The organism is Streptomyces aurantiogriseus (genome assembly GCF_014649375.1).
GTDB lineage: Bacteria > Actinomycetota > Actinomycetes > Streptomycetales > Streptomycetaceae > Streptomyces > Streptomyces aurantiogriseus.
The window spans coordinates 1-14,209 of record NZ_BMSX01000028.1; the positions used below are offsets into that span (position 1 = coordinate 1).

The following is a 14,209-nucleotide window of genomic DNA, read 5'->3' on the forward strand; positions in this document are numbered from 1 at the left end:
GACACACTCGCCGTCTACGGACGCCTGGTCTCCTTCGGCAACGCCGGCGGAGCCGAGCCGTGGCACGTCGGGCAGCCTGAGCTCTACGCACAGGGCCGCACCGTCGCCGGCTTCTCCGTCCTCGCCCTCGCCCAGTCCGCCCCCCAGGCCCTGCGCTCACTCGCCGAACGCGCCTTCCGCACCGTCACCGACGGCACCGTCACCCTCCCCGTCACCGCCGAGTTCCCCCTGACCGACGCCGCCGAAGCCCACCGCCTCATGGGCAGCCGCACGTCCACCGGCAAACTGCTGCTGCGGATCGCCGACTGACCCGACCTGGTGCCGGTCGCATCACCTGTGGGTGGGCGGGTGTGGTTTCACCAGGCCGCTCTGGTAGGCGAGGACGACGAGTTGGGCGCGGTCGCGGGCGTGGAGTTTGGTCATGGCTCGTTGGATGTGACTGCGTACGGTCAGCGGGCTGAGGACGAGCTGATCGGCGATCTCGGCGTTGGACTTGCCGTGCGCGGCGAGGGCCATGACCTCGCGTTCGCGTTCGGTCAGGGCGTTGAGGATGTCGGGGAGCGCGAGGAAGTCGTCGGGGTCCGGGGTGGCCAGGAAGCGGGTGATGAGCGCTCGGGTCGCGGCGGGTGAGAGGAGGGAGTCGCCGGCTGCGACGGTGCGGATGCTCGACAGCAGGACGTCGGGGCTGACGCCCTTGCCGAGGAAACCGCTCGCGCCGGCCCGCAGCGCCTTGGCGACGTTCTCGTCGTTCTCGAAGGTGGTGAGGATCAGGATGTGGGTTGCCGAGAGTTCCGGTCGGGAGCAGATGGCGGCGGTGGCCGTCACTCCGTCGACGTTCGGCATGCGGAGGTCCATGATGACCACGTCGGGCCGGTGCCTCACGGCCAGGTCGACGGCTTCCTGTCCGTCGGCGCCCTCCGCCACCACGGTCAGGTCCGCGACCGAGTCGATGAGGATGCGGAAGGTGGCCCGGAGCAGGGCCTGGTCGTCGGCGAGCAGGACACGGATGGTCATGTGGCGGCCGTCTGCGGACGGGCGCCGAGGGATGCCCGCAGGTGGTAGGACCGGCGCAGCTGGGCGATGCCCTGTCGGACCGATCGCCGAACCGGACGCCGAGCGGCTCGCGGCGTTCCTGTCCGGACTGCGCGAAGCAGTGCAGGCCGCCGCCCGGAGTGGGCCGATCGGCTCCGTCAACGCCCTGTTGGAACAGCACCCACCGCTGATCCGGGTCGACGACCACGACGGCGGGCTCCGCGCACCTGCACTTCGCTCCCGACGGCGAGGACGCCGTGACCTGGCTCGGGCGCAGCTGCGCCGCCGCACTCGCGCACGTCGTCTGCGGCGACCCGGCCGCCGCCTACCGCGCCCGCCGCAAGGCCGCCGGCTGACCCGTACGCGGACGCGGACGCGGCCAGGGCGTGCAGCTCACGGCGGCCACGCGAACCGGGCTCAACAGCTGAGACTGAGCACGGTAGGTGTCGTCATCTTCCCGTCCCGACCTGGCCTTTCGTGAAGCTCTGAGCGCGACATCTGTCGCCGAATTCGCATCGTTCCTGACGTGATGCGCGCTCTTTGCATGCAAGTTGTCGTCAACTTCGAAGATCGCCCCTCCCAGGGCAGCCGTACGGCTGCCCTGGGAGCATGAGCGATACCCGGCGCCCTTTGTGGTCCCACCGCTGTACGTGGACGGACCTGCTGGTCCCGGTCGCGCTGGACGCGGGGCGGGGTGGCTTGGACATCTCCGATGGCTGGCCGGACCGGTGGACGGCGACGTGGAAGTACGCCGGGGACGAGATCACGGGCCCGGTCCGACACCTGGGGCAGGTGCCGGTGGCGAGCCGCGGGCCGATGCGGGGGTTCATCTGGCGGCGGGAGCAGCGGCACAGGCCCGGTCTGGAGTCACTGGTGTCCATGAGGCGCCTGCACGGTTTCGAGAGCCTCGAAGAGGACCAGCTGCTCGTGCCACGGCAACCTCGTGACCCGGCGGTCCCGCCCCGCCTCCGATCCGAGGCGGGGCGTCAGTCCGCGGAGCCCCTCTCCGGCGCCCCGTCGCCCACGGTGTCCGGATGTGAGACGCGGCTGGCGGACTGGTCGTCGGTGTGGTCCGACCCTTGCGGGTCGATCGTGGCCGCCCAGCGTTCCGCCCAGCGGGCGAGGGGGTTCAGGGCGTGGCGCGCCTCCTGTCCCAGCGGGGTGAGCTCGTAGCGGCTGTCCGGTAGTTGGTGAATCACCTGGGCATCCAGCAGTTCGGTCAGGCGCTGCCGCATCACGCTGGAGGACATGTCGTCGCACCGCTTCTGCAAGGGGCGGAATCCAAGCGGACCCGCGCGAAGCTCCCACAGGATGCGCAGACTCCACCGCCGCCCGAACAGATCGAGTGCGGCCATGAGGGGGCGGCCGGTGGTCGAGCCGCGAACAGGACTGCCAGGTCTGGGTGTTGCCATGTCGGGATGTCCAGCTCTCCAGGGTTGATGCTTCGAATTCCGACACGCTAGCATCGGTGGCCGCTTCGGAAATCGAAACGGAGGAGGCTGTTGTGGCACCTGCCCTGACGACCTGGGTGAGAGGCGTTCCTGAAAGCCCGGGTCGACGGAGGCGAGACCGGCCGGGAGGACCGGTACATGCGCAAGGTGCCCCGAGTTCGACGTCGGCGCCGAGTCGCACGGACGGCTCACCCGGAACCTGTTCGTGGCGGGGGGACGGGTGACCGGCACGCGGGAGCCTCGTCAGCGGTTGCCGCCACCAAGCCAACGTCCACTCAGAGCTGGAGACCAGATGACCACGACCGAGTTTCCCTCGGCGGCAGCACGGGCCGCCGCCGCTGCCGCCCTGGCCGAGGACGCGTCAGGGAAGGACATCACCACCGAGTGGAGCGTTCCCGAGGACCTGGCGGCCACGGCCGAGATCCGCACCCGGCACAGCGGCATCGCCGCCGGCCTCCCCGTGGTCGCCGAGGTCTTCGCGCAGGTCGACCCCGAGGTCAAGGTCGAGCCGGCCGTCGCCGACGGCGCCCGACTGGCCGACGGCCAAGTCCTGGTGCACCTGTCCGGTTCGGCGCGCAGCCTGATCACCGGGGAGCGTACGGCGCTGAACTTCCTGCAGCGCATGTGCGGCATCGCGACGCTGACCGACCGCTACGTCCAAGCTGTGGCAGGGACCAGGGCGCGCATCCTGGACACGCGCAAGACGGCGCCGGGCCTGCGCGCCCTGGACAAGTACGCGGTCACCGCCGGCGGCGGCCACAACCACCGCCTCGATCTCGCGGCGATGGTCCTGCTCAAGGAGAACCACATCGCCGCGGCGGGCGGGGTGACCGCCGCGATCGAGGCGGTCAGGCGCGGGATGGCGCGCACCGGGCAGACCGTGGAGAGCGATGTCGAGGTGCAGACCGTCACCCAGGCCGTCGAGGCCCTCGACGCCGGAGCCCGCTGGATCATGCTCGACAACATGCCGGTGGCCGACATCGAGCAGGTCGTGAAGGTCCGGGCCGGGCGGGCCGACGCTTCCCGGATCCTGCTGGAGGCCTCGGGCACCATCCGCCTGGACACAGTTCCCGCCATCGCCGGGACGGGCGTCGACCTCATCTCGGTCGGGGCGTTGACGCACAGCGCGCCCGCACTGGACCTGACCATGCTGCTGACCACCGGCCCGGTGCCATGTCCGAGGTAGCCGTCGTCGACGCGTGTCAGCGAGACGGCGCGGGTGGCAGCCCGACCGCCGTTCTGGATGACGCGCCGTTCACCGACGAGGAGCGATGCCGCATTCCCACGGAGTGGGGAACATCGCACGCCGTCTTCCTCCGCGCGACCGGAATCGAGCGTCGTCAGCCCGCGTACACACTGCGGTTCTTCACCGCCCAAGACGAACTGCCCGCCTGCGGACACGGCACCGTCGCCGCCCTCGCCGTGCTCGCCGAACGGGAAGGCGGCGACCACGACTACCGCGCCGTCCTGCGTACGGCCCACCGCAGCTTCGACGGTCGGGCAAGCCGAAACGATGACGGCCTGACGGCGTCGTTCGACCCGGGCCCGGTCAGCCTGCGTAGCGCCGGTGGACCCGAACTGAGGGCAGTCGCAGGCGGCCTCGGACTGACGGAGGACGCGGTCGCCGGCGACGCCTGCGTGGCGTCGAACGGGCGGCCGAGGCTTCTGCTGCCCATCCGATCCCGCGCCGCACTGGCCGAACTCACGCCAGACTCAACCCTGTTACGCGCAGCCTGTGACCGCTACGGTCTGCTGGGCTGCTACGCCTACTCGCCCCCGGACCGACACGGCCGAGCAGCAGCCCGGATGTTCGCCCCGTCGATCGGCGTCCCCGAGGACATCGCCAACGCCAACAGCACGGCCTGCCTGGCAGCGCATGCTGCCGAGTTCGGCACACACCGCCTCGCTGTCGACATGGGTGACCACCTCGGCAGCCCGTCCACCATCACAGCGACCGTCCACCGCGACCGCACGGGACACCGGATCCGAGTCGGCGGCCAGGCAGCGATCGTGCGCAGGGTCATGCGATGAGGCCCGCGCGCTCAAGGCGAGGGTGCCGGTGCGCAGCAGGTCCAACTGCTCCGGTGAGAGCCCGGCCAGTTCTGGCGGCATCTGTGGCAGGGGCTCAGGGTTGATGGCCGATCACGCCGTACTGGTGCGACTCCTCCCTACTTGTCGGCTCCTCTTCGTTCCAGTTCAGGCCGCCGCCCCAGCCGGTTGATCGAAGCCGTCCGACTTCGACGCCGTCTCCGTCGGCTCCCTGACCTACAGCGCGCCGGCCATGGATCTGAGCAAGCTTCTGAGCATCAATTCCGAACACAGGAGGTAACTGTGGCCAAGGGCTACTGGGTCAGCGTCTACCCCACCATCACAGACCCTGAGAGGCTTGCTGCCTACAACGAACTGGCCGGTCTGGCAGTCAAGGCCGCAGGCGGGCGGGTGCTCGCCAGCATCGGCAGCCGGGTCGTCGCACACGAAGCCGGAATCGCCGAGCGCGTTGTCCTGATCGAGTTCGACAGCTTCGAACAGGCGGTCGCCGCATACGAGAGTGCGGCCTACCAGAAGGCGCTGGCCGAACTCCCCGACGGCTTCGAGCGCGACTTCCGCATCATCGAAGGCCTCGACTGACGATCGAGGCTGCGTCGGCGACGAACACCAAGCCGACTGCCGGGATCACCCCGGCTCGTCCGCGCGCCGCACCGTCGCGAACAGCGCCAGGCCAGTGGCATCGGCAGTGATGTCCAGTCCGGCGACGGTTCCCGGCGGCGCGGCGGCTCGAACGTCGGCCTCGATGTCGGCGGGGTGCGTTCGACGAGGTTCCAGCGGCCGATGTGGGTCATCAGGGCGGCCTACGGGTTCGGGGTCGCGATGTTGGAGAAGTAGAACGTGCCTCCGGGGCGGCACAGGCGGGACAGGGCGGTGCGGATCAGGGCTCGGGCGAAGCGTTCGAGGTAGTCGAAGAGGCCTCCGGCCAGGACCAGATCGAAGGGGCCGTGGTCGGCAGCCAGGTGGGCGGCGGTGCGCAGGACGTTGCCGGGGGCCGCGGCGGTCTGGACGCGGGTAGCGGGCGGCAGGTGTGTGAGGGCGTGCTGGAGGGCGTCGGGGTCGACGTCGTTGAGGACCAGGCGGTCGGCGGGGTGAAGGAGAGCCGGGTCGACCCGGCGCAGGTCGGCGGCGCCTCCGGACGCGATCAGCAGGATGCGGCGGCCGGTGGCGCGCGGGGGCCGTGCTCGGGACGTCCGCCGGGTCGCTCCCGAGTGCGGACTCGATGAGCGCGGCCTGGTGGGCGATCTTGTTGAGGTGCTGGTCGGTGATGGGAGCGTGCAGGAGGTAGTCGTCGAAGTGGTGGCCCCAGGTGCCGGGCACGCCTCCGGGCTGAGCACGCAGGATGTACTCGATGATCTCGAAGTCGCCGGCCCGGCCGCGAGCCTGCTCACGGCTCAGCTGGACCATGCCGCCGGCGTCGGCGAACATCTCGGCCAGCGGTGCCATGGCCGCCGTGACGGTGTCCTGACGGGCCGTGGCGAGCGCGGCGGGGAGTCGGCGGAGGGCGAAGTCGTCGAAGTAGCGGTGTGCGGTCGCGCGGTCTGCGCCGGCGATCGCCGGGAGTTCGGCCATGGCGATCAGCCGCTCTCACAAGGCGCGTTGGCCGCAAGCAGGCATCCCAGCCCGAGAGGCGGGAGAGGTCAGGACTGCGCGCTCCGGAACGCGAGATACCGGCTGAAGGCTTCGTGGCTGTCGGGGGTGAAGCGCCACTCCAGCAAAGCCGAGCCGAGTTCCGGCTCGGTCAGCCAGCCATGCCAGGCGACCTCATCGGGATCGGGGACCACGGCGTCCGGCACCACGGCTTCGTGCACGCCGAGCCAGTGAGGGCTCAAACCGCTGCGGTTGATGAACGTGAACAGCAGGCGCGGCAGCGCACGAATGCCCATCTCTTCGGCCGGTTCCCGCGCGGCGGCCTGTTCATAGGACTCGCCGACATTTGCGGCGCCACCGACCTCGACCTCATAGAGCCCGGGGAAGCGCGACACCTGCTCCGACCGCCGGTGGACGAGGATCCGGCCACGATCATCACGACACACCGTCACGGCGACCCGATGCAGCCAACCCTCCCGGATGGCCTCCCGACGGCTGACCACCCCCAGCACGCGATCTTGACCGTCGACACGCTCCACCAATTCATCCACGACGCACACCCTGGCAGAGCCCACCGACAACGCCGTTTCTCGGCGACCCGCGGAGGCTGGCCCCCAAGCGCCTGCACCAGGAGGCCGCACGCGGATGACGACAGTTGTCCTGCACATACGACACCTATCGTGCTCAGCCTCAACAGCAATCCCTCGATCGAGCGACACTCCTCTGCGCGAGTGATCGAACACCGCGCCACGGCCGCATCCTTCAGTCCTCCCAAGGGTCGCCCCACCCAGTCGAACTTGCGACCGACGCTTCGCCCGCTGCCGACCGTAACGGCTTGCCCAGCAGGGAAGTTGTTGAGTCGCCGAAACCGTCGGACCCTTCACGGGAGGAACCCATGAGTCCCGTCCCCGGCCCCACCCTTGCGCCTCCTGCGTTCGAACAGCATGCTCACCACTCGGCCTTCCGTCGGACGCATCCGACGCACGGTGTTGACGGCACCCAGGTCCTCGCCGCAGATACCGCACGAACGGCATCGAGGTGGAGGGCATGACCGAGCCCGAGACGATGCCGGACCCCTTCCGAGCTCTCGGCGCCACTCGAGGTCGCCGGTGAGCACCGAGCCCACGTCCCGGTCAGGGTCGAGGACGACGCCGCGCCGGTTGCCGCCTCCACCGCCGGCGGAGCTGCGCTATGGCGGCCGGTACAGCAAGAACCCGCTGGAAGATGCCACGTTCGCGGCGATGTGCCGGCGGCTTCCGTCGGTGCTCGCGCAGACCGCGCGGATGGCGTGGCGCATCGACCGCGCTGCGGTACTGCTGCTGGCCGGCTGCCAGCTGGCCGTGGGTGTGAGCGCCGCCGTCCTGCTCACCTTCACCGCCCGGGCCATGCGGTCGGTCCTGGCCGCCGGTCCGGTGGACGAGCGGATCCACCAGGCCTTGCCCGCCGTGCTGGTGATCGCCGCTGCATCAGGGCTGGGACGGGTCGCGACGGCGCTGTCGTCGTACGCGGACGGGCGGATCACACCCCGGCTGACGACGGAGGCGGACAGCGCGCTGGTGGCGGCCGTGTGCCGGATGGAGGCCGCCGCGCGTGCCGAGGACGGCTGTGCGGACCGGCAGGAGGCCGCGGAGATGGGGGTGGTGCGCAGCCATCTGATGGTGCAGGACGCCACCCGTCTCACGGCCGCAGTCGTGCGCATGGTCACCGCGAGCGGGGTGCTGTCCGTGCTGCACCCGCTGATGCTGCCGCTGCTGCTGCTCGCCGTCGTTCCCGCCGGCGTCGGGGCCGTGCTGCACGCGCGCGTCACCTACGAGACCCACTACGCCAACGTCGGCGACCGCAACGTGCGGCAGAACCTGCGAGGTTGGGCGACGTCGGCGAAGTTCACGGACGAGATCCGCGCCAACAGCATGACCGGCTATCTGGTGTTCTGGTACCGGGCGATGTCCGAGCGCATCGACGCGCACACCCTCGCCGCGGCGCCGAGAATGCTGCGGATCGTGCTCACCAGTTCGGCGATCGGCGGCGTCTTCCTCGTCATCACCTGGGCGGCGCTGGCCTGGTTGACGGCGAGCGGGCGGATCGAGCTGGCGATCGCCGGCACTGCCGTCGTGGCGGTGCAGACCACGCTCGCCGCACTGAGTCAGGTCGTCATCTACGGGGCGGCGATGTTCCACACAGCGCTCTACCTGGCCGATATGGACGGCTTCCTCGAGTATGCCGCCGAACGCGCCCCGAAACGCGGTGGGTTGACGCCGACCCGCCCGGTCGAGGAGGTCTGCCTCCACGAGGTGGTCTACCACTACCCGGGCAAGGACAGCCCGGCAGTGGCCGGGGTGTCGCTGACGGTGCGGCGCGGTGAGATCCTCGCCGTGGTCGGTGAGAACGGTTCGGGCAAGTCCACCCTGACCCGGCTGCTCGCGGCGCTCTTCCTTGCCGACAAGGGCCGTGTCACCTGGAACGGCCACGATGTCACCGACCTCGATCCGGACAGCCTGTGGGAGCTGTCCGGGCTGGTGCCGCAGCATTTCGCGCAGTGGCCGCTGTCCGTGCGCGACAACGTCACCCTCGGCCAGCCGCGCGAGGAGGGCGACGACCGGGTCTGGCAGGCCCTGGAAGCGGTCGGCCTGCGCGAGACGATCGAGGACCTTCCGGCCGGCCTGGACACGCTCCTGGCCAGAGAGCTGTGGGGCGGAAGCGAGTTGTCCGGCGGGCAGTGGCAGCGCCTGGCGTGCGCGCGAGTCCTGTACCGGGGAGCGGGCCTGGTGATCCTGGACGAGCCGACCTCCCAGATGGACGCCCGTGGCGAACACAACATCCTCGAACGGATCAAGGCGCTCGCCGCAGACTGCATCACGATCGTGGTGACCCATCAGCTGGTCAACACCAAGATCGCCGACCGGATCATCGTGATGGATCACGGCAGGATCACCGAGCATGGCACGTACGACGAACTCGCCGACGGAGCAGGGACGTTCGCCGAACTCCTGGCGCTGTCCACCGATCGCTGACCCTCGGTGCCGCGCCCCTCGGAGGGCGCGGCACCCCTCGCCCGCCGCACGGATGGAGGATCCGTTGACCGCACCGGCAGCACCCACGACCACAGCGGCCCTGCTCGTCAACGACGACGGTCACTACCTTCTGCACCTGCGCGACGCCCACAAGAACATCTGCAGCGCCGGGCAGTGGTCCCTGCCCGGTGGCCACCCCGAACCCGGTGAGAACCTCGATGCGGCGATCGTCCGCGAGTTGCGAGAGGAAGCCGCCCTGCACATCCCCGGTCTGGTGCCGTTCGCCGCCGTCGAGACCCTCGACGACGGCGACCGGCCCCCCGGCCGAGTCCAGGTGTACCTCGGCAGGTGGAACGGCGATCCCGCCGCGCTGCCCCTCACCGAAGGGATCATGCTGCGCTGGACCCCGCCCGAGCAGCTCCCCTGGCTGACCATGGACGCCAGGACCACGGCAGTCATCCGCCACCACCAAGCCGACCCTCACGCCCACCAGCACACCGACGGCGCACTCCCCGTCCTCCGCGTCCGCAGCATCGGCACGAAGACGGTCCTGAACGTCGTCGGCGTCCACCTGTACCTGGAGCGGGACGGCAAGATCCTGCTCGGACTGCGGCATCCCGACTCCTCCTACGCCCCGTCGGAGCACCACTTCCTGGCCGGTCACTGCGAGCAGGAGTCCGCCGTCGCCTGCCTGATCCGGGAAGCGAAGGAGGAGGCAGGGCTGGTGATCGCTGCCGAGGACGTGGAGTTCGTGCACGTCGTCCATCTCCTCGACGCACCCGGCATGCAGCCCCGGATGCAACTGGTCTTCCGAGCCCGGCGTTGGCAGGGCGAGCCACAGGTCCTGGAACCCGACAAGTGCGTCAGCTGGGGCTGGTGGCCGGCCGACGCGCTGCCGGAGCCGACCGTCGCCTACACGCGGGCCGCCATCGACGGCATCCGCCACGGCCGCCCTTACACCGAACTCGGCTGGGCCTGACCCCGGCTCCCGCCCCCGTCCGCCTTCTCAGAGAGACGACCGCCGTGCCCGAACCCGCCCCGCCCGCCTCCCTCACCGCCACAGCCTCGGACGATGCCGACGCGGCAGTTGCCCGCGCGGAGATGGTCGCCCGCCTTCACGAGGCCGGCGCTCTGTCCCCCGGCCCGGTGTCCGACGCGCTGCGGCAGCTGCCCCGCCAGAAGCTGATGCCGCAGGCGTACGTGCGGCGCAGCGCACCGGACGAGACCCCGCCGCGTTGGGAGCTGCTGGACTGGACGGTGCCCGCCCACCGGGAGGAGCTGCTGCGCGTGCTCCACAGTGGGGACAGCGTCGCCGTCCAGCACGACGGTGAGCCCATCCTGGGCCGATCCAGCGGCATCCGCTCGGGCGGGGCGATGACGGCCATGTCGAGCGTTATGGGCATGACAGCCCAGCTCCTGCAGGAGCTGGATCTACGGCCCGGGCAGCGCGTGCTCGATGTCGGCACGGGCGCCGGTGTGACCGCCGCGGTGGCCTGCTTCGTCAGCGGAGACGCGGGCGTGGTCACGATCGACCGCGACGAACACGTCACCACGGCCGCCGCCACACGCCTCACCGACCTCGGCTACCGGCCCGACGTGGTGACGGGGGACGGCGAGGCGGGACGGCCGGACAAGGCGCCGTACGACCGGGTGTTCGTCTCCTTCGCCGTGCCCCGCGTGCCGCAGGCCCTGGTGGAACAGCTCGCGCCGCAGGGCCGGATGCTGGCGACGGTCGGCACCAGCTCGCCCTCGTGGCCGGGACTGGCCGTGATCACCACAACAGCGCAGGGACGCGTCGAGGGAGAGCTGCGGGCGGTCGAGTTCGGGCACCGCGCCGGATGGGGGTGGACGCGCCTCTTCCTGTCCGCCGAGTTCCGCCGGCAGATGGCCACGCAGGAAGGCGTGACCGTACACGGCCACCGCCTGCCACCGCCCGAGGAGGCACGGGGATTCTGGCTGGCCCTCGATCACCTGCGCCCCGGCCTGGTACGCGACTTCAGCGCCGAGCACCTTCGGATCGGCGCCCCGGAAGACGACTCCTGGGTCCGCGTGATCCCGGATGGCGATGGCACCTGCTCGGTCACCGCATGCGGTCCGCGCGCCATCTGGCGGGAGATCGAGGAGGTGACCGTCCGGTGGCGGGCCGCCGGTGAACCCGACTCGTACCGGATCGCATTCGATACGGGCGGCTCGCAGCGGGCGGTCGCCGGATGCGGGCGCAACGAGCTGTCCTGGGAGCTTGACCACGAGCGCCCTCGGGCCAGGACATCCCGTGCAGGCATCCGCGCTCGGGCAGGACGACGCGACGGCCACGGAGAGGCCGCCGGACGGGCGTGACAGCATGCGAGCCATGCCTTTCCCGCATCCCGACGGCGATTACACGATCACCGCGATGTACTCCGTAACCGATGACGCCTGGTACCTGGAACTGGACCTCGTCGCCGGGCCGCGAAACCTTGTGACCGCGATCGTCCCCGACGAGGACCCGGCCCGGGAGCCGACGGTGTGCTTCAGCCCCCTCGAGCAGCGCCTGGACATCCCGTACGAGGTCATGCGCTGGTTCATGGACTGCGTCGGGGAGGAGATCCGCACGTCCCGTGCCTGGATGCGGCTGCGGCCCGAGCTCGTCGAGGTCATTCACCAACTGCGCCAGGAGTACCTGGGTGCCATCGATGACGACGACTTCGCTCATGTCCTGGTGGAGATACGCGCCGCGGTCCCCGAGGCCGATCTCCTCACCGTTCTTGCCGCCGCCTTCGGGCGGAAGCCCGACGGCACCGCCGTGGAACATCCGGAAGCACTCCGGCCCGCAGACGACCAAGGAGACAGAGCCTGAACGTCGTTCCGGTCCCACCGCCTCACAAGCCGGAGTCACGCCGCCTCGTCACCCTTCGCGCCCCTCTGCCGGTGGCGCCGCGCTGAGGCGGAGGAGCACGGCGGTGTCGCGGCGGGGCAGAGTGACGGTGAGCTGTCCGTCGGCGGCGTTCCAAGTCGCGGTGGCGTCGGAGGTGGCGGGGTAGAGCAGGGTGGGACGCAGGGGGGCGCCGCGCAGGTGGGAGATGGTGACGGTGCGGGTGGTGTCGTCGGCTCCGTGCTGGTCTCGTGGGCGCGGGCCTCGTCCTCGCTCGTCGGCCGTCGGTTCCCGTCGCCAGAGTGTGAGCCAGGTGGCGGCTTGGCCGCGCCAGCCGTAGGCGATCCAGGTGTCGTCCCACGAGGGAAGCCCGAGCGGCCAGAAGGGAAGGCTGTCGGGGATCTCCGAGCGGAGGGCCTTGTAGACGGAGATACCCGAGCGGACGAGTGCGAACTGCTCCGGGCTCATTCTGTCGAGGAACCCGGACAGGTGGATACGGCCCGGCAGCGCACCGGTGAGGGTGAAGGCGATCTCGTCGAGGCTGAAGTGCGGCTGGGGGTAGGCCCATACAGCGGCTTGCTCGGGGGCCGCCGCGGTGGCGGCCGCGGCTGCGATGGGCGGATAGCGCAGGGGGTCCTGCTGGTCGCTGGTGGACTGCAGCTGGGCGACTGCGAGTTGCGCGTAGTCCATGCGCAGCCCGCCCGACGCGCAGTTCTCCAGGACGAGACGGGGGTGCCGGTCGAGGAGGGAGCCGAGCCAGTCGAGGTGTGCGCGGTGGTGCCCGAGCAGGCCGGCGCCCGCGCTTTCGGCGCCGTTCTCGGTGCCGGGGCCGATGTTGATGTTGTAGTCGAGCTTCAGGTAGCCCACGCCCCAGTCGTCCACGAGCCGGTCGACGACCTGGTCGAGGTGGGCGCGGGCGGCGGGGTGGCGCAGGTCCAGATGGTGGCGGCCGTGTTCGGTCACGCGTACTCCGCCCCGGCGGAAGAACGCCTCGGGCGGCAGGGTGCGTGCCAACGGGCTGCGCACGCCGACCACTTCGGGCTCCAGCCAGAGTCCGGGAGTCATTCCGTGCTCCCTGATGGCGTCCAGGACCTGCTGGATACCGCCCGGAAAGCGACTGTTGGAGGCGTCCCAGGCGCCGACGGCGTCCCACCAGCCCTGGGCGTCGTCGTCGTACCAGCCGGCGTCGATGACGAAGACCTCGGCGCCGGCGGATCCCGCCGCTTCGACGAGCGGCAGGAGCTTGTCGGTGGTGGGGTCTCCCATCAGGGTGTTCATGTAGTCGTTGTAGATCACCGGGAGTGCCGTGTGGTCCGGGTGGCTGCGGCGCATCCGGCGGCGGTAGGCGGTGAGTTCGCCGAACGCGGCATCCAGACCACCGCTCTCGGTCCCGACGAGGACGGCTGGAGCAGTGGTGAACTCCTGGCCGGGCGCCAGGAGTTCGCGCCACTGGTGATGGGCGTCGTCGGGTCCGAAGAGGGCCAGGTACGCGGCGCCTTCGCGTTCGCCGGTCTCGTAGCGCCAGCCCGCGCTCGACTCGATCTGCCAGAGCCAGGCGCGACCCGCCCGATCGGTGAGCGCGGCGATCGGCAGGTGCCGTCCCGTGGACCAGCTGCCCTGCGAGTACCGCTCGAAGCAGCCGCGCCCTTCGTGGCCGTGGGCGGACCGGTTCAGGGGGACGATGTGGTCACGGAACGCAGCGTGCTGCCAACGGCATTCGGCGAGCCAGTCGTTGTCCGCCCAGTGGAGGGTCAGGCCGTCCATGGCGTCCATGGCGTCCATGGCGTCCACGATGCCGCCGAGGGTGAGGGTCGACACGCTCTCCAGCTGAAGCGGGGTGCTCCCCTCGTTGACCAGCCGTACCTGTGAGCGGAGGAAGCCGCTGCCGGGGCACGTCCGCAGGGTGAGGTCGACTGCAAGGCCGGTCTCCGGGTCTGCCAGCCGGATCGTCGTGCACTGCCACTCCCCGTCCTGAACCGACTCATGACCGCGGTAGGTCAGGCGGCCACCGACGGCGGTGTCGATGAAACGCTCCCCCGACCAGGCGCGTCCCTGGCCGGTGACGGTGACCTCCACCAACGGAAGCAAGGAGTCCCAGTCCCGGCCCGGCACTCCCAGCCTGACCGACCCGGCGGAATCCGCGAAGGCATACAGCCCGAGGGCGTCATGGGACCAGAGAAGAGACCTCTCAGCTGCTTCGACAGCAGTGGTCAACGCGGTTTCCCTTC

At 70.4% G+C, this 14,209-nt stretch carries 13 protein-coding genes; 8 read left to right on the forward strand and 5 right to left on the reverse strand.

Annotated elements, in window-relative coordinates:
- On the forward strand, positions 1-309 hold a 309-nt coding region (locus IE263_RS40350; RefSeq protein ID WP_189943090.1), incomplete at its 5' end, for a zinc-binding dehydrogenase.
- Between the two features lie 21 nt (positions 310-330).
- Here IE263_RS40350 and IE263_RS40355 read toward each other — a convergent pair.
- Entirely contained in the window at positions 331-1,014 is a 684-nt protein-coding gene (locus IE263_RS40355) for a response regulator (protein WP_189943091.1), read from the reverse strand.
- Positions 1,015-2,018: 1,004 nt separating this feature from the next.
- The gene (locus IE263_RS40360) at positions 2,019-2,498 is read right to left on the reverse strand and encodes a winged helix-turn-helix transcriptional regulator (protein ID WP_373312255.1); all 480 of its coding nucleotides are present in this window, start codon (positions 2,496-2,498) and stop codon (positions 2,019-2,021) included.
- A 277-nt stretch (positions 2,499-2,775) separates the two neighbouring features.
- On the opposite strand from IE263_RS40360, the gene nadC reads away from it, so the two are divergent.
- From nadC to IE263_RS40375, 3 genes are all read left to right on the forward strand, one after another.
- Positions 2,776-3,669 carry a carboxylating nicotinate-nucleotide diphosphorylase gene (gene nadC / locus IE263_RS40365; RefSeq protein ID WP_189943092.1) on the forward strand — a complete coding sequence of 298 codons (894 nt, stop codon included), beginning with the start codon at positions 2,776-2,778 and terminating at the stop codon, positions 3,667-3,669.
- Positions 3,657-4,514, forward strand: coding sequence for a PhzF family phenazine biosynthesis protein (locus tag IE263_RS40370; protein WP_189943093.1), 858 nt, complete (start codon positions 3,657-3,659; stop codon positions 4,512-4,514). Before nadC ends, IE263_RS40370 begins: the two co-directional genes overlap by 13 nt.
- A 300-nt stretch (positions 4,515-4,814) precedes the next feature.
- Positions 4,815-5,111 (forward strand): DUF1330 domain-containing protein, encoded by a 297-nt coding sequence (locus IE263_RS40375; protein ID WP_020273833.1) that lies wholly within the window; start codon positions 4,815-4,817, stop codon positions 5,109-5,111.
- Positions 5,112-5,332: 221 nt separating this feature from the next.
- On the opposite strand, the gene IE263_RS40380 is transcribed toward IE263_RS40375, so the two are convergent.
- Positions 5,333-5,866, reverse strand: coding sequence for a class I SAM-dependent methyltransferase (locus tag IE263_RS40380; protein ID WP_189943094.1), 534 nt, complete (start codon positions 5,864-5,866; stop codon positions 5,333-5,335).
- A 303-nt stretch (positions 5,867-6,169) separates the two neighbouring features.
- Positions 6,170-6,670 (reverse strand): NUDIX hydrolase, encoded by a 501-nt coding sequence (locus IE263_RS40385; RefSeq protein ID WP_373312257.1) that lies wholly within the window; start codon positions 6,668-6,670, stop codon positions 6,170-6,172.
- A 609-nt stretch (positions 6,671-7,279) separates the two neighbouring features.
- Here IE263_RS40385 and IE263_RS40390 point away from each other — a divergent pair.
- From IE263_RS40390 to IE263_RS40405, 4 genes are all read left to right on the forward strand, one after another.
- Entirely contained in the window at positions 7,280-9,130 is a 1,851-nt protein-coding gene (locus IE263_RS40390) for an ABC transporter ATP-binding protein (RefSeq protein WP_229911425.1), read from the forward strand.
- 64 nt (positions 9,131-9,194) lie between these two features.
- Entirely contained in the window at positions 9,195-10,109 is a 915-nt protein-coding gene (locus IE263_RS40395; protein WP_229911426.1) for an NUDIX hydrolase, read from the forward strand.
- Between the two features lie 44 nt (positions 10,110-10,153).
- Positions 10,154-11,467 (forward strand): protein-L-isoaspartate O-methyltransferase family protein, encoded by a 1,314-nt coding sequence (locus tag IE263_RS40400; RefSeq protein ID WP_229911427.1) that lies wholly within the window; start codon positions 10,154-10,156, stop codon positions 11,465-11,467.
- A 13-nt stretch (positions 11,468-11,480) separates the two neighbouring features.
- Complete coding sequence (locus IE263_RS40405; RefSeq protein WP_189943098.1) at positions 11,481-11,966, forward strand: hypothetical protein; 486 nt, start codon at positions 11,481-11,483, stop codon at positions 11,964-11,966.
- Positions 11,967-12,014: 48 nt separating this feature from the next.
- On the opposite strand, the gene IE263_RS40410 is transcribed toward IE263_RS40405, so the two are convergent.
- Positions 12,015-14,195, reverse strand: coding sequence for an alpha-galactosidase (locus tag IE263_RS40410; protein ID WP_189943099.1), 2,181 nt, complete (start codon positions 14,193-14,195; stop codon positions 12,015-12,017).
- Positions 14,196-14,209: the final 14 nt, after the last annotated feature.

Bases quoted from the DNA above. Each gene is read 5' to 3' on its own strand.
- IE263_RS40405 (WP_189943098.1), top strand. From the start codon at position 11,481: ATGCCTTTCCCGCATCCCGACGGCGATTACACGATCACCGCGATGTAC.
- IE263_RS40355 (WP_189943091.1), bottom strand. From the start codon at position 1,014: ATGACCATCCGTGTCCTGCTCGCCGACGACCAGGCCCTGCTCCGGGCC.
- IE263_RS40360 (WP_373312255.1), bottom strand. From the start codon at position 2,498: ATGCTAGCGTGTCGGAATTCGAAGCATCAACCCTGGAGAGCTGGACAT.
- nadC (WP_189943092.1), top strand. From the start codon at position 2,776: ATGACCACGACCGAGTTTCCCTCGGCGGCAGCACGGGCCGCCGCCGCT.
- IE263_RS40370 (WP_189943093.1), top strand. From the start codon at position 3,657: ATGTCCGAGGTAGCCGTCGTCGACGCGTGTCAGCGAGACGGCGCGGGT.